The following is a 21,011-nucleotide window of genomic DNA, read 5'->3' on the forward strand; positions in this document are numbered from 1 at the left end:
TCATTTTGGCCGGGGAAGACGTTCAGCGAATCATCCTGGATTCTCATCCGTTATCAAGCGACGAGCAGGCACAGCGATAAGCAACAGGAAAATAATCGCACACACAAGATTTAGCCACTGCCAGCCCTTCCAAAAAGCCAGCAACCCGCCACCTCAGAAATAAATCATTAAGCATTTATTAACATCCTTTTCTATTTTTATTTCATTCCTTTTGTAATACGTCCCTACCCTGCGGTAAAACTCCCCGTCAGTCGCAGTTTGCCATCAACCAGCTTGAACATATATGACGTCGCACCATCACAATACTCTGAAAGGCCGGGAAGTTGCGTATTAGGACCGGTCCCCTGTGAAATAAAAAGAATACCGTCCGTAAGTTCCCCTTGGGCGACGGTATCGCATGTTCCTTTAACGGTATGACGTTTACCGTGTTCTTCATAATAAAACATGCCATCTTCATCCGCAGGAAAATAGCGACGCTGCTGCTCATGTTCCGAAAGCGCGTTAATTCTGTACTCGTTTATCATCAGGGATTCAGCATCAACACCGATGCTGGCAAGCATCTGCAGATGCGCCATAATCTGCTGCGAATTTTGGTCAAACACTGTCTCGGTAAGTACATCTTCCTGACGGTTTTCATCATAATCAATAAAGTCAAATAGCGTCCCCTGCAAAGGAAAGACAAAATATGTTTTCAACGCGACAACGTTTTTCTCCCGCAACGCCTGTTGGAACTGTTGAAACTGCAGCAGCGCGCTTTTCTTTTGTTCCGCCGTGGTGATGGGAGTAACGTTTTTGGCGCTATAAAGAATAAGCAGCACAGAAGTAAAGTGATGACCCGTTTGGGCATACATCGTTTTCCCGGTCAGGATGACATCTTTTCCCAGAGAAGGAGCAAGATCGGCGTAATTAAGCTTATTTTTGCCCATCAAGATAATCTGCACTAGCGGAACATTTTCACGCTCACCGTTAACATCGCACTCAAACGGTTGATCCAATTTAAGATAATCATAAGTTACCGCTTCATCGCCATCTTTGATGCTTTCGTAATTTGGCGAACCGGGTAATGTCTGTTGTATTAATGTTCCCTGAAGTGTCACCTGTTGGTCTTCATCAGGACACCAGGCCAAAACGGCATGACTAAACAAAAGAGCAGATAACCACAAATATTTCACGCTGCGCATCCTTACAATGGCGAGTAACATTTATCATTATTCTAAGGCGTAAACATAAATTTAAACATAGCCTCTAAGAAAATCAGAATCTCATCCTCTCTTCCGGTCATTTTGGCTGGGGATCACATTTTTCCTTCTGCGTTGTATCCATCTTCTGCATTAGCGTTATTGTATAAAAATAAAATTGAAATATTGTTTTTATTACATCAACACGTTAATTCATTTTTTAGAAATGAGGATGTTATGAAGAAATATGCCCTGGTAGGAACTGGCGGGCGCGCGGGACTTTACATCAGCGCGATTGGCGGGCAGTGGAAAGAAAATGCACGTCTGGTCGCCTTTTGCGACACCAATCAAACCCGTATGAATTACGCCAACCAGCTTTTGGCGAACGAAGGTGCGCCCCCGGTCTCTACATGGAAGGCGCAGCAGTTTGAAGAGATGATCCGCGAAACACGTCCGGATATCATCATTGTGACCACCATGGACCGGACTCACGACGACTATATCGTGAGTGCGCTACGCGCAGGCTGCGATGTGATCACCGAAAAACCGATGACCATCGATGAGCAACGCGCCCTGCGGATTCTGGACGCCATTGAAGAGACCGGCCGTCAGTTACGCGTCGCTTTTAACTATCGCTATGCACCGCACCACAGCAAGGTTCGCGAACTGCTGATGAACGGTACGATTGGCGAGGTTTATTCAGTTCACTTTGAATGGTTGCTCAATACCGAACACGGTGCCGATTATTTCCGTCGCTGGCATCGCGAAAAACGTAATAGCGGCGGCTTATTAGTGCATAAATCCACTCACCATTTTGATCTAATGAACTTCTGGCTGGGCAGTTATCCCGAGCGGGTGTATGCCGAAGGCAGCCTGCGTTTCTATGGAAAAGAGAACGCCGAACGCCGGGGCGTGACGCAATTTTACCCGCGCGCTCACGGCTATGCGCAGGCCAAAGACGATCCGTTTGCGCTGCATATGGCCGAAAACCCTCAGCTTAAAGCGCTCTATCTGGATGCAGAACATGAAGATAACTATTTCCGCGACCAGAGCGTATTCAGCGACGGCATCACCATTGAAGACACCATGTCGGTGCTGGTGAAGTATCAGAATCAGGTGCAGCTTACCTACTCACTGAACACCTGGCTGCCGTGGGAAGGCTTGAACGTGGTCTTTAACGGCAGCGAAGGCCGCCTGGAGATGAAAATCGTTGAGAAATCCTACGTCAACGCCGGAGGCGAGCGGGATAACGAAGGCTGCCTTGAAGCCTGTGACATCACTGTTTTCCCGATGTTTTCCGCGCCGTGGCAAGCTGATTTTACCCTCGGCGAAGGCGGTCACGGCGGTGGAGATAATGCGATGCTGGCCGATCTGTTTGGCGAACCGCGGCACGATCCGTTGCAGCGTGCCGCCGACCATCGCGCCGGCGCCATGTCGATTTTGACCGGTATCGCCGGGAATATTTCAATGCAGCAACAGCGGCCGGTGAATTTTAAAGATTTCGCGCTGATTTCACGCTTGAAATAGCACACAGCCGCTGGTCAGAACATCAGCCTTGCGACCAGCGGCGCCACCAGCACCATCACCACGCCGGAAAGCATCATCACCAGGCTGGCGACCACGCCCTCCTGCTGGCCGAGCTCATAAGAGCGCGCCGTGCCCGCACCATGCGATGCTGCGCCAAATCCTGCGCCTTTCGCCATCCCTTCCCGAATAGAAAGCCGTAAAAACAGTACATCGCCAACCGCCATACCGAATACACCGGTCACTACCACGAACAATGCCACCAGGTCTGGTTGCCCGCCCAACGGCTCTGCTGCCGCCAGCGCAAACGGCGTGGTGACGGAGCGCACCGCCAGACTACGCTGGATTTCATCAGGCAACATAAACAGACGCGCCAGCCACACGGAACTGGTAACGGCCACCAGCGTTGCCGTCACCACGCCCGCCGTCAGTGACATCCAGTGCCGCTTAATCACGGCAAGGTTGTCATAGACCGGAACGGCAAAGGCGATGGTCGCTGGGCCTAACAGCCACAGCAGCCAGTGCGATTCACCAATATAGTTTTGCCAGGAGATATGCCCAAAGACCAGCATCAGGACCAGCAGCGCCGGAGTGAACACTAACGGCATCAGCGGTAATTTACGAAAACGGCGATACAGGCGCTTGTTGGCAAAATAGATGCCCAGCGTAATCACCAGACACAGCACGCTTAGCTGGAAATTACTCACGGTTTAGCCTGCTCATTTCATAGCGATACACTTTATCCACGACCCACGCCGTTGCGCCAAGCACCATCAACGTACTTAGCGCAATGACGGCAAATATGCGCCAACCATCGACCAACAACAGCTGCGTATAGTTGACGACAGCCACCACCGCCGGAACAAAAAACAGCAACATTTCAGCCAGTAACCAGCGAGCGCCTGCGCGAATCCAGTTCAGCGGGATAACCCGACAGACAATCAGCGCCAACATCAGCACCATCCCAACCAGGTTGGCAGGAAGCGGCAGATGCAGCCAGGAGACAAGATATTGAGCAAATACAAATAGACCTGCGTACAACAGAACCTGAACGGGGATCTGGAGTCGATGAATAACGGCAGGCGTCACGCGGCTTATCGCCACAGCCATGAGGGTATGTCCTTAAAAAATAGAGAGCGCCAGTATAGAGAGCCCCCGTCCAGGACTGAAATGAATTAAACTCATTGCAGGCATAGTCTTAAGGAATAATCATGGATATCAGAACGCTGCGCTATTTTGTTGAGGTGGTTCGTCAGCAGAGCTTTACCCGCGCAGCGGAGAAGCTTTTTGTCACCCAGCCCACCATCAGCAAGATGTTGAAGAACCTTGAAGACGAGCTTAACTGCACGCTGTTAATCCGCGACGGTCGGCGACTGCTGTTAACCGACACTGGACAGGTTGTTTTCGAACGCGGCCTGGCGATCCTCGCCGAGTTTCGCCAGCTCGAAGCAGAACTCAGCGACATTAATCACCTCAACAAGGGAGTGCTGCGCCTCGGCATCCCCCCCATGGTCGGTATGTTGATGGCCGGGCCTATCAGCCTGTTTCGCCAGCGCTATCCCGGCGTTGAACTGAAGGTGTCTGAATTTGGAGGCTTAACCGTCCAGCAGGCGGTGATGAACGGCGATCTGGATGTCGCGATGACCGCGCTGCCGGTTGAAGAAGAGAGCGGCCTGGCGACCTTACCGCTTTTTAGCCATCCGCTCTGTGTGCTGGTCCCCCGCTCCGGTCAGTGGACAACGTGTGAATCCATTTCCCCCGAGGCGTTAGCGGAGCATCCCCTGCTTATCTATAACGAAGATTTCGCGTTGAGCCGTCAGTTGCTTGAGCTGTTTAACCAGCACAATGTCAAACCCCGCATCGCGGTACGCAGTGGGCAGTGGGATTTTCTGGCGGCGATGGTGCAAGCCGGAGTCGGGATCGCCATTTTACCGGAGCCGATTTGCCAGCGCTTGGATAAGCAGACGCTGCGCTGGATCCCTTTGGAGAGTGATTTACGCTGGCAGTTGGGCATGATTTGGCGCGAAGGTGTGTATCTGTCGCACAGCGCCCAGGCGTGGCTCAAATGCTGTGAAGGGTTCTGGCTAACGCAAGAGTCGTAACATGCCAGATGCGGCTTAACGCTTATCAGACCTACAATTGGATTCCGTAGGCCTGATAAGCGTAGCGCCATCAGGCACAACCGTTTATTCGTTCTCGATCAACAGCGCTTCCAGCAAATCCAGATCGTGCAGCAGTTTTTGCAACGTTTCATTGCTGATTTCCCGCGTGGCGCGCAGGTGATAAAGTTCCGCGCGCTCGGAACGCAGGGCCGCCAGACGGAAACGCCGCTCGAGGTTTTCTTCCTGCATCGAGCTTTCTACGTCGTTGCGTCCGTCGGCGCGTCGACGCAGGTTACCGATGACGCGTGAACTTACCTCGGTGAGCAACTGATTGTCGATGTTCTCTTCGGTGTCTGCGGCCAGACGCTCCTCCATTTTCTGGATGGCGACAATCGCCACTTCCGCCGTGGCAGCGCGGGCAATTCGTTCCTCTTTCTGCTGCTGCGAGTGGTCTGCCACTTCCAGGTGTTGCAGCAGAAGCGGCAGCATCACCACGCCAACAAACAGCGAGAACAGAATCACGCCCGCGGCAAGGAAGATCAGCTCATATCGCGCCGGGAAGCCGCTACCATCCGGTAACAGCAGCGGAATAGAGAGCACACCGGCGAGAGTAATGGCCCCACGCACGCCCGCAAAGGAGGCGATCATGATTTCACGCGTCGTCCAGGAACCAAACTCCATCGGCTTTTTCTTCAGGAAGCGCAGGCTAAACTTCTTCATCGTCCACAGCCAGCCAAAACGTACCAGCATCAGCGCCACGTAAATCAGCACGATATCGGTAAACAGCATCCAGATTTCAACATTCGGGTCGGCTTCTGCCGCCGCCAAAGAAGACTCCAGAATCCCCGGCAACTGCAGTCCTAACAGCAAGAAAACCATGCCGTTAAACACAAACTCCAGCATCGCCCAGGTGCTGTTAGCACGTAAACGCATCGCCAGCGGCGCCCGGCGCATTACCCCGGAACGGGTGATCGTCATCCCGGCTGCGACCGCCGCGAGGATGCCGGAAACACCGATGTGTTCCGCAATCAGGTAAGACGCAAACGGCAGCAGGAACAGCAGAACGATTTGCGTTGCCGGTTCATCACCACCCCAGCGGCTGAGAAAACGCAGGGAGCGCCCGTACAGCCAACTGACGACAAAACCGGCCAGGATACCGCCAATCGCTACCTTGAAGAATTCAAGCGTTGCGCCACCAACCGTAAACACCATCGTGCCCATCGCCACGGCGACGGCAAATTTCAGTGACACCAGACCGGAGGCGTCGTTCATCAACGCTTCGCCCTGCAGTATACCCATGATTTTCTTCGGTATGCGTCCCTCGCCCACTATGCCGGAAAGCGCAACGGCATCGGTTGGCGACAGGACAGCGGCCAGCGCAAAGGCCGGGATGAGAGGGATCCCCGGCACCAGCCAGTAAATCATAAAGCCAATCCCGACCACCGTGACCAGAACCAGCGCCAGCGCAAGGCCGAAGATCTCTCGCCCGTGCTCCAGAAACTCACGGGTTGGCGTCTTCCAGCCATCGGCGAAAAGCAGCGGCGGGATGAACAGAACCAGAAAAAGCTCAGGATCGAATTCCACATGCAAACCAAACGTCGGCCACGCCAGCAAGGCGCCGATGGCGATCTGCATAAGGGGTAAAGGGAGTTGGAATGGCAATACGCGAGTAAAAACCCCCGACAGCGAGACCACAAGGGTCATGATGAGTATGGTGAAAAAGATTTCCATGCGTTCCCTGTTTGCGATGTTTCTTATGATCAGTGATGAGAGGCGTCGTGCCTCAATTCTATCTACTTGAGAGTAACGCAAAAGACAACGAGAGTGTTGTGAAAATAAAAACGGGCGGCCAAAGCCACCCGTTTTCAGAATCTTCATCAAATGAGGATTAGATAGCCCAACCACCAGCGTAGAAGGCCACCAGCGCGATGGCGATGACCACTGTGCCGATGTTCAGTTTGCGCCATTCGCCAGAGACGATACGGCCAATCACCAGGGTAGCAAAGCCAATCATAATGCCGGTCACGATGTTACAGGTCAGCACGATAAATACGGCCGTTACCAGCCCCGCCATAGCGTCGACAAAGTCAGCAAAGTCGATTTTCGCTACGTTGCTCAACATCAGCAGGCCCACATACATCAGCGCAGGTGCCGTTGCATATACTGGTACAAGATAAGAGAGCGGAGAGAGGAACAGGATCAGCAGGAACAGTACGCCAACGGTGATCGCCGTCAGGCCAGTTTTGCCGCCTGCCGCCGTACCCGCTGCGGATTCAATATAAACCGCCGCCGGTGCAGCGCCCACCAGGCCAGAGAACACGCTGCTCAGGGAGTCGGTGGTCAGCGCTTTGCCGCCGTCAATAATCTGTCCGTCTTTATCCAGCAGATTCGCCTGTCCGGCTACCGCACGGATGGTTCCGGTCGCATCGAAGACAGCGGTCATGACCAGCGCCAGCACGCTCGGCAGTACGATCGGGTTTAGTGCGCCCATAATATCCAGGCTACCGATCAGCGAGTTACCGTTTTCGTCGCTCAGAGACGGCATGGCAAAAATACCGGAGAAATGTACGGCCGGGTCGAAAATCAGACCCACTACGGAAATACCGATAATAGTCAGCAGGATGCCGCCCGGTACTTTCAGTTTTTCGAGGCCAATAATCACCGCCAGACCTACCAGCGACATAATCACCGGGAAGGTATCGAAATCGCCCAGCGCAACCGGCAGGCCGTCCAGCGGGTTTTTAATAACCAGACCCACGCCGTTTGCCGCAATCAGCAGCAGGAACAGGCCGATACCAATCCCCGTACCGTGCGCAACACCCTGCGGTAGATTGCGCAGGATCCAGCTACGAATACCGGTCGCGGAAATGATGGTAAACAGGACACCCATCAGGAACACCGCACCCAACGCAACAGGCACGCTGATATGTTGTCCCAGTACCAGGCTGAACGCGGTAAACGCCGTCAAAGAAATGGCGCAGCCAATCGCCAGCGGCAGGTTTGCCCACAGGCCCATCACAATAGAACCGACGCCCGCGACCAGACAGGTTGCCACAAATACAGCGGCAGGCGGGAATCCGGCTTTACCCAGCATCCCCGGAACCACGATAACGGAGTAGACCATGGCCAGGAACGTCGTTAATCCGGCAACGACTTCCTGACGAACGGTACTGCCGCGGAGCGAAATTTTAAACCAGGCGTCGAGTGAACCGCCGGTACGCGCTGAAGGCGTAGACATAGAAAACATCCCCTGAGAGTTTATTTTTTCGTCATTATGCGTGCTGGACAATCCACTGCCTGCTAAACGTTTTCTCCATGTGCCAGGTTTGCGTCAATAGGGGTGTCGCAAAAAAGCAAACGTTTAGCTCCGCGCATAAAAAACGGGTGGTAAAAAAAAGCAAACGATTATCCAGCGATCATACGCTGGTTTTCAACTGAACTTTGCCGCTTTTTACTCATTTCTTCTTATAACGCGCAATAAATAATCAGTCGATGCGCAAACGTTATCGTCAATGCGCAGTCTGGCAACAAATTTTGCGGAGTTATTACAACATCGGTGTGCCTTTTTCACGCAAACTTGCGCAAGAAAACCGGTGAAGATGCGGAAAATTTTTTGGCTAAAAAATCACCATTTCACTGGTAAATGGAGAGAGGTGGCTTACAATTACATTATCAACACAGACCGGAACCTCACCTAATGTGCTCGACTGAGGGGTGTTGATGTCGGGGGAAACCCTCCCGTGAACCAGCGGGATAGAGTGAAAGACAAAGACCGGAACCAAACTAAAGCGCCCTCTGTGGCGCTTTAGTTTTATATCCGTCAATCCATCAGATATTTCACATCAATCATCTTCCAGCAGACGCGCCCCGGTCCCCTTCTCGCCAAGCTGATCGCCTGGGTTACGCAACGGGCAATCGCTGCGCGACAAACAACCGCAACCAATACACCCATCCAGTTCATCGCGTAGCGCCACTAAAGTATGAATGCGTCGATCCAGCTCTTCACGCCATTGCGAAGAGAGCTGCTTCCACTCTTTAGCACTGAGCGAATGTCCTTCAGGTAATACGCCGAGCGCGTCACCGATCGTTGCCAACGGGATCCCGATGCGTTGAGCAATCTTGATAATCGCCACATAACGCAACACATCACGTCTGTATCGGCGCTGATTGCCGCTGTTGCGCATACTGCTGATTAACCCTTTGCTTTCATAGAAATGCAGGGTTGATACCGCTACGCCGCTACGCTTTGCGACTTCACCTGGCGTGAGCAGCGCTTTTATTCGGGGTAATTTCTTTTCCATAAATCGCTTTACCTCAAGTTAACTTGAGGAATTATACTCGCCCACAGACAAAACGACGAATCGAATACTGAAAAAGAGGCAGCCCTATGTCCCATCAGCAGATTATTCAGACCCTTATTGAATGGATTGACGACCATATCGATCAGCCGCTGAACATTGAGGCGGTGGCGAAAAAATCAGGTTACTCGAAGTGGTATTTACAGAGAATGTTCCGCACGGTGATGCGCCAGACGTTGGGTGACTATATCCGCCAGCGTCGACTCCTGCTGGCTGCTGTTGAACTGCGGACGACCGAGCGACCTATTTTCGATATCGCGATGGATCTTGGTTATGTATCACAACAAACCTTCTCACGCGTGTTTCGCCGCGAGTTTGATCGTACCCCCAGCGATTACCGCCACCGCCTGTAAGATTATTGCCCGCTCTGCGTCAGTATGGCGGGCGACCGTTGTATCCAGTGCATGAACTCCTGTGGCGGCAGCGCCTTCGCAAAATACCAGCCCTGACAATACTGTACACCACGTTCGCGCAGCCACTCGATTTGCTCAACCGTCTCTACCCCTTCCGCAATCATCTTCAGGTGTAAGCTTTGCGCCATTTCGATGATATGTTCGGCAATCAGGTGACTGGTGCTGTTGGTGGACAACGTACTAATAAATGATTTGTCGATCTTCAGGATATCGATATTCAACGCGGATAAATTGTGTAGATTGGAATATCCCGTCCCAAAATCATCAAACGCCACTTCATAACCCGCCTGACGAAACGCCTGGATTACCGCGGTCATTTTATCTACATCAATAAACCCGCGCTCTGTCACCTCGACTTTAATTTGCTGGGCCGCCACAGAGTACTCACGGTTTTTGTCGATAATCAGGGCAATAAGTCGGGATGAATGAAAGTCAGAAGCAGAGAGGTTTATCGAGATATAAAGCTGAGGATGCGCCGAAAGAAAATATCCTAAATCGTTGAATACCTCTTCAATCACGTAATCCGTGATCCGCTCAATCATTCCCTCTTTTTCAGCCAGCGGAATAAACTCGGTTGGGCTCATTACTTCACCATCACAGCCCGGCCAGCGCAGCAGAGCCTCAGCCCCTACGCACTGACCGTTTTCGATATCAATGATCGGCTGGTAGTGCAGACACAGTTGACGTTTTTTGATTGCGCGTTTTAACAAGCGGCGAGGAGATAAGTATTCCTGACGCGTGCGCCACCACATTAACAGCATCAGGATGCTGCAGATAATCCCGAAAGGAATCGTTAACGCAGCCTCATGATAGAAAATCGAATGTATGCGTTTATCCGAGGTCGACACAATAATCGCAATCGGGCGTTTTTCTGAATGCACTTTGGTGTAAAAGCGATCGTCCAACTGGAAGGTTGAGGCTTCACCGTGCACCAACGGCAATAACTGCGCAATAGGCGCCCCTTCGCTGGCAGAGAAAAAAGTACCCGTTACCGTGTCATACACGCCCCAGGACAGGTCCGGGTCATCTGACATAACTTCGCTGTAAGATAATGGGTTGATGACGACAACGTAGTTTCCACGTTGCATATACGTCATTCTGTAGCCAGCGAAAAAGGGGGTATCGCGATAGTAATAGATGGAGATGTCCGGCGTACGTTTATAGTCGGCGGTCGGCATAATATAGGCGACTGGCGGCGCCATCGACGTAGAGCACAAAAAATGATCGCCCTGCGCATAAATTAGCTCGCTGATATATAAACGACCACGAATAATATCTAGCATATTTTTCTGATGTGCCGGGGTACACATCTTACCTTGATACAACAGGGCCATATCTCGCGCTAAATCGGCTTGTTGGATCACCAATTCAGTTTTATTTAACACCAGTTGCGCAAAAGAGCGAAGTTGATTACGGGTTTCGGACATTGCCCGGATTTGAGCAAACCATAACGCCAGCACCACGGGGAGCAATACCACCATGAATGTTCCGAGGAACTTTAGTATCTTGCGTCGCGCACTGTGATTCATGTCAGCCCTGTTTCCCTGTTTCGTATATGCCAGAACCCATTAAGGCAAGATGCTATAAACACCGACTGATTAAGTTGCATGAATCTATCAGTATTAGCAACAGACTTCTCTATGTAAAAGTCTGATAATAGTTGATGATGATATTATTTTTCCGTAAGGCAAACTTAAAGTTATGCTTATTTCATAACGTTATTATCCCCAAGGAGTAATTTTTTATAAGCACTATCCTGGCTTTATTTAAGAAATTCATTAGATTTTTTTAACGATTAATTTAGGATAAATAAAACAGGTAACGCAAATGCATCTTTAGAGTTGATTATTTAGTATCATTGCTTCCTTGAATATAACCACATATTTAACATGGTTATCATCCTGCAAAAAATACGTCCAACACTGGTGAGCAAACGAGCATATGTGATATAGTTCACAAAAATCATGTAACAGAAACGATGTTTCATTCATGTTATTGCCCGTCGATAGCCAGAGTACTACACCCTCGGTGAACACCCCCGCGCTGTCCTGGGCATCCAGACTTTCTGAGGACGTTTTTCATGGCAACGATAACAACTGGCGTGGTTCTTCTGCGGTGGCAATTACTCAGTGCAGTGCTGATGTTTTTAGCCAGTACGCTCAATATCCGTTTTCGTAAATCAGATTATATTGGCCTGGCCGTCATTAGCAGCGGTTTAGGGCTGGTTTTTGCCTGCTGGTTTGCGACCGGATTACTCGGCATAACCCTGGTGGATATGTCCGCAATCTGGAAGAACATTGAAACCGTAATGGTTGAAGTGATGAGCCATACACCGCCAGACTGGCCGATGGTGTTGAACTGATAACAGAATTGCATATGGCTACCCCAGTCCTGAGGTAGCCATAATTTTCAGCGAAAAGCAGAAGGATTAGAACGGAATATCGTCGTCGAAATCCATCGGCGGCTCATTAGACGGCGCTGCCGGAGCCGACTGCTGCGGGCGAGACTGCGCGCCGCCGCTGAACTGATTGCCACCTTGCGGCTGCTGAGGCTGACCCCAACCACCCTGCTGCTGGCCGCCACCTGCCGGAGCACCACCACCCTGACGACCGCCCAGCATTTGCATGGTGCCGCCAACGTTAACCACAACTTCAGTGGTGTACTTTTCTACGCCGGATTGATCGGTCCATTTGCGGGTACGCAGCTGACCTTCGATATAGACCTGGGAACCTTTACGCAGATATTCGCTGGCAACTTCCGCCAGTTTGCCGAACAGCACCACACGGTGCCATTCAGTCTGCTCTTTCATTTCGCCGGTCGCTTTATCACGCCAGGATTCGGAAGTAGCCAGCGTAATGTTGGCAACTGCGCCACCATTCGGCATATAGCGTACTTCCGGGTCCTGGCCCAGATTACCGACGAGAATCACCTTGTTTACGCCTCTGCTGGCCATGATCGTGTCTCCTGAAAAACGTTACTGAATAAGTGTAAGCGCGGGATTGTAGCATTTCCAATAGCGCTTTTACTACGTTGCGAGATCGATTCCAGTAAACAACCCCAGACAGACATTGTTGCACAGGCATCTGCGTTTTGCATTCCAATACTGTATATCCATTCAGGTCAGGTTGTGTCATAATTAACCGTTTGTGATCGCCGGTAGCACCATGCAGCCAGGCAAAAAAGCGTTTAATCCGGGAAAGATGAATGGATAAGATCGAAGTTCGGGGCGCCCGCACCCATAATCTCAAAAACATCAACCTCGTCATCCCGCGCGACAAGCTGATTGTCGTCACCGGGCTTTCGGGCTCAGGCAAATCTTCGCTCGCTTTCGACACCTTGTATGCCGAAGGGCAGCGTCGTTACGTTGAATCCCTTTCCGCGTACGCGCGTCAGTTTCTGTCGCTGATGGAAAAGCCGGATGTCGACCACATTGAGGGGCTGTCTCCCGCCATCTCAATTGAACAAAAATCGACATCCCACAACCCGCGATCCACGGTAGGTACGATTACCGAAATTCACGACTATCTGCGCCTGTTGTTTGCCCGCGTTGGCGAACCGCGCTGCCCGGATCACGACGTTCCCCTGGCGGCCCAGACCGTTAGCCAGATGGTGGACAACGTTCTGTCGCAGCCGGAAGGCAAACGTCTGATGCTGCTGGCGCCGGTGATTAAAGAGCGTAAAGGCGAGCATACTAAAACGCTGGAAAACCTGGCAGGCCAGGGCTATATCCGCGCCCGTATCGACGGTGAAGTGTGCGACCTTTCCGATCCGCCCAAGCTTGAACTGCAAAAGAAACACACTATTGAAGTGGTGATTGACCGCTTTAAAGTACGCGACGATCTCACCCAGCGACTGGCTGAATCCTTTGAAACCGCGCTGGAACTGTCCGGTGGTACGGCGGTGGTCGCTGATATGGACGATCCGAAAGCGGAAGAGTTGCTGTTCTCCGCCAACTTCGCCTGCCCGATCTGCGGCTACAGCATGCGCGAGCTGGAACCACGTCTGTTCTCGTTCAATAACCCAGCGGGCGCATGCCCGACCTGTGACGGTCTCGGCGTGCAGCAGTATTTCGATCCTGACCGTGTGATCCAAAATCCGGAACTGTCGCTGGCCGGTGGTGCTATCCGCGGCTGGGATCGCCGTAACTTCTATTACTTCCAGATGCTTAAGTCACTGGCGGAACACTATAAATTCGACGTCGAAGCCCCATGGGCCAGCCTGAACCCTGCCGTGCATAAAGTGGTGCTGTACGGTTCCGGCAAAGAGAATATCGAATTTAAATACATGAACGATCGCGGCGATACGTCCGTACGCCGCCATCCGTTCGAAGGCGTATTGCACAATATGGAGCGCCGTTATAAAGAGACGGAATCCAGCGCGGTACGTGAAGAATTAGCCAAGTTCATTAGCAACCGACCGTGCGCCAGCTGTGAGGGGACGCGTTTACGCCGGGAAGCCCGCCACGTATTTGTCGAAAATACGCCGCTGCCCGCGATTTCCGACATGAGCATCGGTCACGCCATGGATTTCTTCAACAACCTGAAGCTTGCGGGTCAGCGAGCGAAGATTGCAGAGAAAATTCTCAAAGAGATTGGCGATCGTCTGAAGTTCCTGGTCAACGTCGGCCTCAACTATCTGACGCTGTCGCGTTCAGCAGAAACGCTCTCCGGCGGCGAAGCCCAGCGTATTCGTCTGGCAAGCCAGATCGGCGCAGGTCTGGTCGGCGTAATGTACGTGTTGGATGAACCGTCTATCGGTCTGCATCAGCGCGATAACGAGCGTCTGTTGGGTACGCTTATCCACCTGCGTAATCTGGGCAATACCGTCATTGTGGTTGAGCATGATGAAGACGCGATTCGCGCCGCTGACCACGTCATCGACATCGGCCCCGGCGCGGGCGTTCACGGCGGCCAGGTGGTTGCCGAAGGTACGCTAAAAGATATCATGGCCGTGCCTGAGTCGCTGACCGGCCAGTACATGAGCGGTAAGCGCAAGATTGAAGTGCCGAAACAGCGCGTGGCGGCAGACCCGGAAAAAGTGTTGAAGCTGACCGGCGCGCGCGGTAACAACCTGAAAGATGTCACCCTGACGCTGCCGGTTGGTTTATTTACCTGCATTACCGGTGTTTCCGGTTCGGGTAAATCGACGCTAATTAACGACACGCTGTTCCCGATTGCGCAGACGGCACTGAACGGCGCCACGCTGGCTGAACCCGCGCCATATCGTGATGTTCAGGGTCTGGAACATTTCGACAAAGTGATCGACATTGACCAAAGCCCGATTGGCCGTACGCCGCGCTCTAACCCGGCAACCTACACCGGCGTGTTTACGCCAGTGCGCGAACTGTTTGCCGGCGTACCGGAGTCGCGTGCGCGCGGTTATACTCCGGGTCGTTTCAGCTTTAACGTCCGCGGCGGACGCTGTGAAGCCTGTCAGGGCGACGGCGTGATCAAAGTCGAAATGCACTTCCTGCCGGATATCTACGTGCCGTGCGATCAGTGTAAGGGCAAGCGCTATAACCGCGAAACTCTGGAGATTAAGTACAAGGGCAAGACTATCCACGAAGTGCTGGATATGACGATTGAAGAGGCGCGTGAGTTCTTCGATGCCGTTCCGGCGCTGGCGCGTAAGCTGCAAACGCTGATGGACGTGGGTCTGACGTACATCCGACTGGGTCAGTCCGCCACCACGCTCTCGGGCGGTGAAGCGCAGCGCGTGAAGCTGGCGCGTGAACTGTCCAAACGCGGTACCGGTCAAACGCTGTATATTCTCGACGAACCGACCACCGGTCTGCATTTTGCGGATATTCAGCAACTGCTGGACGTGCTGCATCAACTCCGGGATCAGGGCAACACCATCGTAGTGATTGAGCACAATCTGGACGTGATAAAAACCGCTGACTGGATTGTCGATCTCGGTCCGGAAGGCGGCAGCGGCGGCGGGGAAATTCTGGTTTCAGGCACACCAGAAACAGTCGCTGAGTGTGAAGCCTCACACACGGCCCGTTTCCTCAAACCACTGTTGTAATCATGCCGATGGCGCTACGCTTATCAGGCCTACAAAATATGCATAATTGCTTGTAGGCCTGATAAGGCGCTGGCGCCTCATTGCGGAAAACAGATCAGGACTGCGCCAGTATCCGGCGTTTATCTTCCGGCAGCGTGTTTACGGCCTGCTGATAAGAGGCGTCTACCAGGTAGTAGATTTGTGAATCCGGCAACGAGCCGTCCAGATACACCGTACTCCAGTGCGCCTTATTGAGATGCCGGCTTGGCCGTACATCGCTATGCTGCTGACGTAACAACTCTGCCAGTTCCGGGCTGGTTTTCAGTGACACCGCCGGGCGTTCTTCCACCTCTTTTACCATGGCAAAAAGCACATCTTCGACTTTGATTTGTGTGGCCTTCCAGTCACTGTGTACGCTCTGCTCGGCGCCCATTTTTGCCATGCAGTATTGCAGCAACTCCGAATTCGTCATCTTAATTCCCCTTACCAGCATATTGCCTAATGAGAACATCTTTTATTCAGTGTGCAGCAAGTCCGCAAAAGGTAAAAGCAGGTAACGCAAATTTGTTTAAAAAAACAACAACCGCAAGCAATGTCCTCAATATTCCGAGTTGACGATCACCTCTTCACCAAACGCGCCGGCCTGTGGCAACGGTTTATAAGTGGAGTTAGAAGCGCGTAAAATACGAATGCCACGAATACCCACGTCTCGGGCGGCGGTAATGTCATTATCAGAGTCGCCGTAGAACATACGGATATTTTTATCCTGCAGCCACTGCGTTTTCGTATTCTGGCCCGGCTTATCACCGGCAAAAATGACCGGGTTCATATTGCCGGCCGGGATGTGAAAGTTATCGGACAGCGTTTTCGACACCGTTTCGGTCTTCGTCTGGCTACGCCCGGTTACGAAAAAGATGCTGTCGCCGCGACGCACGTGCATATCAATCAACTGACGCGCCACTTCTTTCGGAATGCTGAATTCGTCCCAGCCATTGTTCATTTTTTCCCAGAAGGCCGGATTTTTCAGGTAATCCTCACTGTCCGGAGAATACGTTTTTTTACCGCGCCAGAAGCCTGGGCTGGAAAAGAGGACGGTGTCATCGATATCAAACCCGACGGCCATCGGCGGGCGTCCGGTCAGGCTGTTTTCAATTTGTGCCACGGAGACCCAGTGAATGGGTGCCTGCTCAGCGAGTTTTGCAACGTTGGTGCCTGGATTAAGCTGAGAGGGAGAAGAAACTAACGCCTGGGCCGGCTGATTTAGCGTGAACAATAAACAAACGGCACTCAGTGCCAACGTAAATTTGCGCATATTTTTCCCTAAGTAGTCAGTTAGTTATCATTTTTTTATTAACAACTGGTCAAAAAACTATCTGACCTTACCCCTTAGGGGGAGGGAAAGGAAGGATTTTCTCTGGTTTTGTCCTGGAAAAAGAGCATGATCACATTGGAAAACAGACCAATAGCACGGTGAAAGAAAGTAGGCCGGATAAGGTGATTACACCGCTATCAGGCAATACAATGCCTGATGGCGCGACGCTTATCAGGCCTAAAAACCCGGTTACATGACAGCGGCAAATGCCTTCGCCACCCGCTGCACGTTACCGTGATTCAACCCGGCCACGCACATACGACCGCTGGCTATCAGGTACACACCGAACTCATCGCGCAGGCGATCGACCTGAGCAGCGCTGAGCCCGGTATAGCTGAACATCCCGCGCTGTTGCAGCAGGTAATCAAAGTTACGACCAGGGATCTCCGCATTCAATACGTTAACCAGCGCCTGGCGCATCGCCAGAATACGGGTACGCATCTCTTCGACTTCCGCCAGCCAGTTGGCTTTCAGCGCGTCATCACCCAACACCGCGGCCACGACCTGCGCACCAAAGTTTGGCGGGCTGGAATAGTTACGACGCACCGTCGCTTTTAGCTGCCCCAGAACGCGGCTGGCGGCATCAGCGTCTTCACAGACCACTGAAAGTCCGCCGACACGTTCGCCGTACAAAGAGAAAATCTTCGAGAATGAGTTGCTGACCAGTGCAGGCAATCCGGCGCTGGCAATGGCGCGGATCGCATAGGCATCGGCTTCCATTCCGCCGCCGAAACCCTGGTAAGCAATATCCAGGAACGGGATCAGATCGCGAGCTTTCAGGATCTCAATGACACCATCCCACTGCGCGGGGGTTAAATCCGCACCCGTCGGGTTATGGCAGCACGGATGCAGCAGTACAATGCTGCGCGCCGGTAAGGTGTTCAGCGTGGCCAACAGGTCGTTGAAACGCACGCCATTGGTGGTGTCGTCATACCAGGGGTAAGTACTTACTTCGAACCCAGCACCTTCAAAAATCGCGATGTGGTTTTCCCAGGTCGGATCGCTGACCCACACGCCAGAATCAGGGAAATAGCGTTTCAGGAAGTCTGCGCCAACCTTTAGCGCACCGGAGCCGCCCAGCGTCTGAATCGTTGCGACGCGCTGCTGCTGGAGAACCGGATGCTCTGCGCCAAACAGCAGCGGCGCAATAGTATGGCGATAAGTGTTCAGGCCTTCCATCGGCAGATACAGCGAAGCGCCATGCGGTTTGGCATTCAGTCGGGCTTCCGCTTCTGCCACCGCTTTAAGCTGAGGAATAATGCCGTCTTCGTTGTAGTACAGACCGATGCTGAGGTTCACTTTGTCGCTACGTGAATCGTCTTTGAAACGCTCCATGAGCGATAAAATCGGGTCGCCAGCGTAGGCGTCAACTTTTTGAAACACGTGTGGTTCTCCAGGTTTACAGGCAGGGGTTAAGAACACAATAAACCGGAAGCGGGAGAAGATCGAGAGGATGTTGAGAGGAATATTGCCGGATGGCGGCGTAACCGCCTTATCCGGCACATCATGAACTTAATCGATATACTTCATTGCCACCCTTGAGGTCAGGCGCGTGATAAGTTCGTAAGCACTTACTTTCGTCATTTCAGCAATGCGTTCAACGGGCAGGCCTTCACCCCACAGGATAACCGAATCGCCGGCTTTATCCTGCGCCTCGGGACCTAAATCGACGCAAATCATATCCATCGCGACGCGACCGACGATCGGCACTTCACGGCCATTGACCAGTACCGGTGTCCCAGACGGTGCAGCGCGCGGATAACCATCGCCATAGCCCATCGCCACCACGCCCAGACGCGTGTCGCGCTCGCTCAGCCAGGTTCCACCATAGCCAACCGGCTCGCCCGCTTTGTGTTCACGCACCGCAATCAGGCTGGAAGTGAGCGACATCACCGGTTGGCAGCCAAAATCGGCACCGATAGAGTGGTTTTCCAACGGCGATACGCCATACAGAATCAGCCCCGGACGCGCCCAGTCGAAGTGAGACTGCGGCCACAGCAGAATACCACCCGACGCGGCGATCGAACGCTGACCCGGTTTACCTGCGCAAAAGCTATTGAAGATATCGAGCTGCTTTTCGGTCGCACCGCACTCAGGCTCGTCCGCGCGCGCAAAGTGGCTGACGATATTGACCGGCTGGCGCACGTTTTCACATTGCGTCAAGCGCTGATAAAACGCCTGGGCCTGCTCAGGACGCACGCCCAGGCGGTGCATTCCCGTGTCGAGCTTCATCCAGACGGTGACCGGTTCAGCCAGTACTGCGGCTTCCAGAGCTTCAAGCTGCTCCTGGTTATGGACGGCAGTATGCAGACGCTGCGCGGAGATAGTCGGCAGATCGGAAGCATCAAAAAATCCTTCCAGCAGCAGGATGGGCTGCGTGATCCCTCCCGCTCGCAACCGCAGGGCTTCTTCAAGACGAGCGACACCAAAAGCGTCCGCATCGGGGAGCGTTCGCGCGGTCTCTAACAGACCATGGCCGTAAGCGTTCGCTTTCACGACCGCAACCAGTTTACTGGCTGGAGCCAGTTCACGCAGACGTTGCAGGTTGTGTCGCAGAGCGCGGCGGTTAATGACTACAGTTGCCGCTTGCATTTGTATTCCTTGATAAGTATTTGCTTGAGTAACCTGATTCAGTGTTGTTATTCGTCGTCGTACTGCGGGCCAGCATAGTTATCGAAGCGCGACCACTGACCGTTAAACGTCAGGCGTACCGTACCGATCGGGCCGTTACGCTGTTTACCGATAATGATCTCGGCGATGCCTTTCAAGTCGCTGTTTTCGTGATAAACCTCATCACGATAGATAAACATGATTAAGTCGGCATCCTGCTCGATGGAGCCGGACTCACGCAGATCCGAGTTGACCGGACGCTTATCGGCGCGTTGTTCCAGAGAGCGGTTAAGCTGCGACAGCGCCACCACCGGCACATGCAGTTCTTTCGCTAACGCTTTCAGCGAGCGGGAAATTTCAGCAATTTCCAGCGTACGGTTGTCGGAGAGCGACGGCACGCGCATCAACTGCAGGTAGTCGATCATGATAAGTCCGATACCACCGTGTTCGCGGGCGATACGACGGGCACGTGAGCGCACTTCCGTTGGCGTCAGGCCGGAGGAGTCATCAATATAGATGTTTCGTTTCTCCAGCAAAATACCCATTGTTCCGGAAATTCGCGCCCAGTCTTCATCATCCAGTTGACCGGTACGGATTTTGGTTTGGTCTACACGTGAGAGTGAGGCCAGGGAACGCATCATGATCTGTTCTGAGGGCATTTCAAGACTAAAGATAAGAACCGGCTTATCTTGCAGCATCGCCGCATTTTCGACGAGGTTCATTGCAAATGTCGTTTTACCCATCGACGGACGCGCGGCGACGATAATTAAGTCTGACGGCTGCAAACCAGCAGTCTTTTTATTGAGGTCGTCATAACCGGTGTTGACCCCGGTGACACCATCGTGTGGCTGCTGGAACAACTGTTCGATACGCGCGACGGTAGCGTCGAGCACATCGGTAATATTTTTCGGACCTTCGTCTTTGTTGGCGCGACTTTCAGCAATTTTAAAGACGCGGGATTCCGCGAGGTCCAGCAGATCTTCACTGGAACGGCCTTGCGGATCAAACCCGGCTTCCGCGATCTCGTTCGCCACCGAAATCATGTCACGAACAACGGCACGTTCGCGGACAATATCCGCATAGGCACTAATGTTCGCTGCACTTGGCGTATTTTTAGATAACTCAGCCAGGTAAGCAAAACCGCCGACGCTGTCCAGTTGTCCCTGAACTTCCAGCGATTCTGCGAGCGTGATCAGATCGATGGGTTTTCCCATCTCCTGCAGGCGATGCATTTCGGTGAAGATGTGCCGGTGCGGTCGGGTATAAAAATCTTCCGCCACCACACGCTCGGCCACATCGTCCCAGCGTTCGTTATCCAGCATTAAACCGCCCAACACCGACTGTTCCGCTTCAATCGAGTGCGGCGGTACTTTCAGCCCGGCGACCTGGGGATCGCGCTCACGAGCATCAGTCTGTTGTTTGTTGAAGGGTTTATTTCCTGCCATAGT

Annotated in this window: 18 protein-coding genes; 5 read left to right on the forward strand and 13 right to left on the reverse strand. The window is 52.7% G+C overall.

The window, feature by feature from the left end; translation table 11 throughout:
• Nucleotides 1-224: 224 nt before the first annotated feature.
• Nucleotides 225-1,172 (reverse strand): DUF4431 domain-containing protein, encoded by a 948-nt coding sequence (locus tag ABIE10_RS22200; RefSeq protein ID WP_172976633.1) that lies wholly within the window; start codon nt 1,170-1,172, stop codon nt 225-227.
• 243 nt (nt 1,173-1,415) lie between these two features.
• On the opposite strand from ABIE10_RS22200, the gene ABIE10_RS22205 reads away from it, so the two are divergent.
• Nucleotides 1,416-2,705, forward strand: a complete 1,290-nt coding sequence (locus ABIE10_RS22205; RefSeq protein WP_279265360.1) for a Gfo/Idh/MocA family protein — start codon at nt 1,416-1,418, stop codon at nt 2,703-2,705.
• A gap of 14 nt (nt 2,706-2,719) precedes the next feature.
• On the opposite strand, the gene ABIE10_RS22210 is transcribed toward ABIE10_RS22205, so the two are convergent.
• Nucleotides 2,720-3,409: an LrgB family protein gene (locus ABIE10_RS22210; RefSeq protein ID WP_049282883.1), complete on the reverse strand. Its 690-nt coding sequence runs from the start codon at nt 3,407-3,409 to the stop codon at nt 2,720-2,722.
• Complete coding sequence (locus tag ABIE10_RS22215; RefSeq protein ID WP_016155367.1) at nt 3,402-3,812, reverse strand: CidA/LrgA family protein; 411 nt, start codon at nt 3,810-3,812, stop codon at nt 3,402-3,404. Before ABIE10_RS22215 ends, ABIE10_RS22210 begins: the two co-directional genes overlap by 8 nt.
• A 101-nt stretch (nt 3,813-3,913) precedes the next feature.
• Between ABIE10_RS22215 and ABIE10_RS22220 the strand changes: the two genes are divergently transcribed.
• Complete coding sequence (locus ABIE10_RS22220) at nt 3,914-4,804, forward strand: LysR family transcriptional regulator (RefSeq protein WP_016155366.1); 891 nt, start codon at nt 3,914-3,916, stop codon at nt 4,802-4,804.
• A gap of 84 nt (nt 4,805-4,888) precedes the next feature.
• Here the strand turns inward: ABIE10_RS22220 and ABIE10_RS22225 are convergent, their stop codons facing one another.
• From ABIE10_RS22225 to soxR, 3 genes are all read right to left on the reverse strand, one after another.
• Nucleotides 4,889-6,535, reverse strand: coding sequence for a Na+/H+ antiporter (locus tag ABIE10_RS22225; RefSeq protein WP_016155450.1), 1,647 nt, complete (start codon nt 6,533-6,535; stop codon nt 4,889-4,891).
• Between the two features lie 157 nt (nt 6,536-6,692).
• Nucleotides 6,693-8,042, reverse strand: a complete 1,350-nt coding sequence (gene ghxP / locus ABIE10_RS22230) for a guanine/hypoxanthine transporter GhxP (RefSeq protein ID WP_016155449.1) — start codon at nt 8,040-8,042, stop codon at nt 6,693-6,695.
• Nucleotides 8,043-8,646: 604 nt separating this feature from the next.
• Nucleotides 8,647-9,105: a redox-sensitive transcriptional activator SoxR gene (gene soxR, locus ABIE10_RS22235; RefSeq protein ID WP_016155363.1), complete on the reverse strand. Its 459-nt coding sequence runs from the start codon at nt 9,103-9,105 to the stop codon at nt 8,647-8,649.
• Between the two features lie 86 nt (nt 9,106-9,191).
• On the opposite strand from soxR, the gene soxS reads away from it, so the two are divergent.
• A complete protein-coding gene (soxS, locus tag ABIE10_RS22240) occupies nt 9,192-9,515 on the forward strand; it encodes a superoxide response transcriptional regulator SoxS (protein WP_016155362.1) in 324 nt (107 codons plus the stop codon).
• 2 nt (nt 9,516-9,517) lie between these two features.
• On the opposite strand, the gene ABIE10_RS22245 is transcribed toward soxS, so the two are convergent.
• Nucleotides 9,518-11,104 carry an EAL domain-containing protein gene (locus ABIE10_RS22245; protein WP_200084404.1) on the reverse strand — a complete coding sequence of 529 codons (1,587 nt, stop codon included), beginning with the start codon at nt 11,102-11,104 and terminating at the stop codon, nt 9,518-9,520.
• Between the two features lie 551 nt (nt 11,105-11,655).
• On the opposite strand from ABIE10_RS22245, the gene ABIE10_RS22250 reads away from it, so the two are divergent.
• Nucleotides 11,656-11,937, forward strand: a complete 282-nt coding sequence (locus ABIE10_RS22250; RefSeq protein ID WP_016155360.1) for a YjcB family protein — start codon at nt 11,656-11,658, stop codon at nt 11,935-11,937.
• Between the two features lie 66 nt (nt 11,938-12,003).
• Here the strand turns inward: ABIE10_RS22250 and ssb1 are convergent, their stop codons facing one another.
• Nucleotides 12,004-12,528, reverse strand: a complete 525-nt coding sequence (gene ssb1 / locus ABIE10_RS22255; protein ID WP_003826621.1) for a single-stranded DNA-binding protein SSB1 — start codon at nt 12,526-12,528, stop codon at nt 12,004-12,006.
• Between the two features lie 251 nt (nt 12,529-12,779).
• On the opposite strand from ssb1, the gene uvrA reads away from it, so the two are divergent.
• Nucleotides 12,780-15,602, forward strand: a complete 2,823-nt coding sequence (uvrA, locus tag ABIE10_RS22260) for an excinuclease ABC subunit UvrA (protein ID WP_016155358.1) — start codon at nt 12,780-12,782, stop codon at nt 15,600-15,602.
• 94 nt (nt 15,603-15,696) lie between these two features.
• On the opposite strand, the gene ABIE10_RS22265 is transcribed toward uvrA, so the two are convergent.
• The 5 genes from ABIE10_RS22265 to dnaB form a co-directional block, all read right to left on the reverse strand.
• Complete coding sequence (locus ABIE10_RS22265) at nt 15,697-16,053, reverse strand: MmcQ/YjbR family DNA-binding protein (RefSeq protein ID WP_016155357.1); 357 nt, start codon at nt 16,051-16,053, stop codon at nt 15,697-15,699.
• A 126-nt stretch (nt 16,054-16,179) separates the two neighbouring features.
• Entirely contained in the window at nt 16,180-16,893 is a 714-nt protein-coding gene (gene aphA / locus ABIE10_RS22270) for an acid phosphatase AphA (protein WP_003826615.1), read from the reverse strand.
• Between the two features lie 249 nt (nt 16,894-17,142).
• On the reverse strand, nt 17,143-18,336 hold the full coding sequence (gene tyrB, locus ABIE10_RS22275; RefSeq protein WP_410399166.1) for an aromatic amino acid transaminase: 1,194 nt from the start codon (nt 18,334-18,336) through the stop codon (nt 17,143-17,145).
• Between the two features lie 129 nt (nt 18,337-18,465).
• Nucleotides 18,466-19,545, reverse strand: coding sequence for an alanine racemase (gene alr / locus ABIE10_RS22280; RefSeq protein WP_047357731.1), 1,080 nt, complete (start codon nt 19,543-19,545; stop codon nt 18,466-18,468).
• 47 nt (nt 19,546-19,592) lie between these two features.
• Nucleotides 19,593-21,008: a replicative DNA helicase gene (dnaB, locus tag ABIE10_RS22285; protein ID WP_003826610.1), complete on the reverse strand. Its 1,416-nt coding sequence runs from the start codon at nt 21,006-21,008 to the stop codon at nt 19,593-19,595.
• Nucleotides 21,009-21,011 lie beyond the last annotated feature (3 nt).

The organism is Citrobacter sp. 506 (genome assembly GCF_050434985.1).
Taxonomy (GTDB): Bacteria; Pseudomonadota; Gammaproteobacteria; order Enterobacterales; family Enterobacteriaceae; genus Citrobacter; species Citrobacter braakii.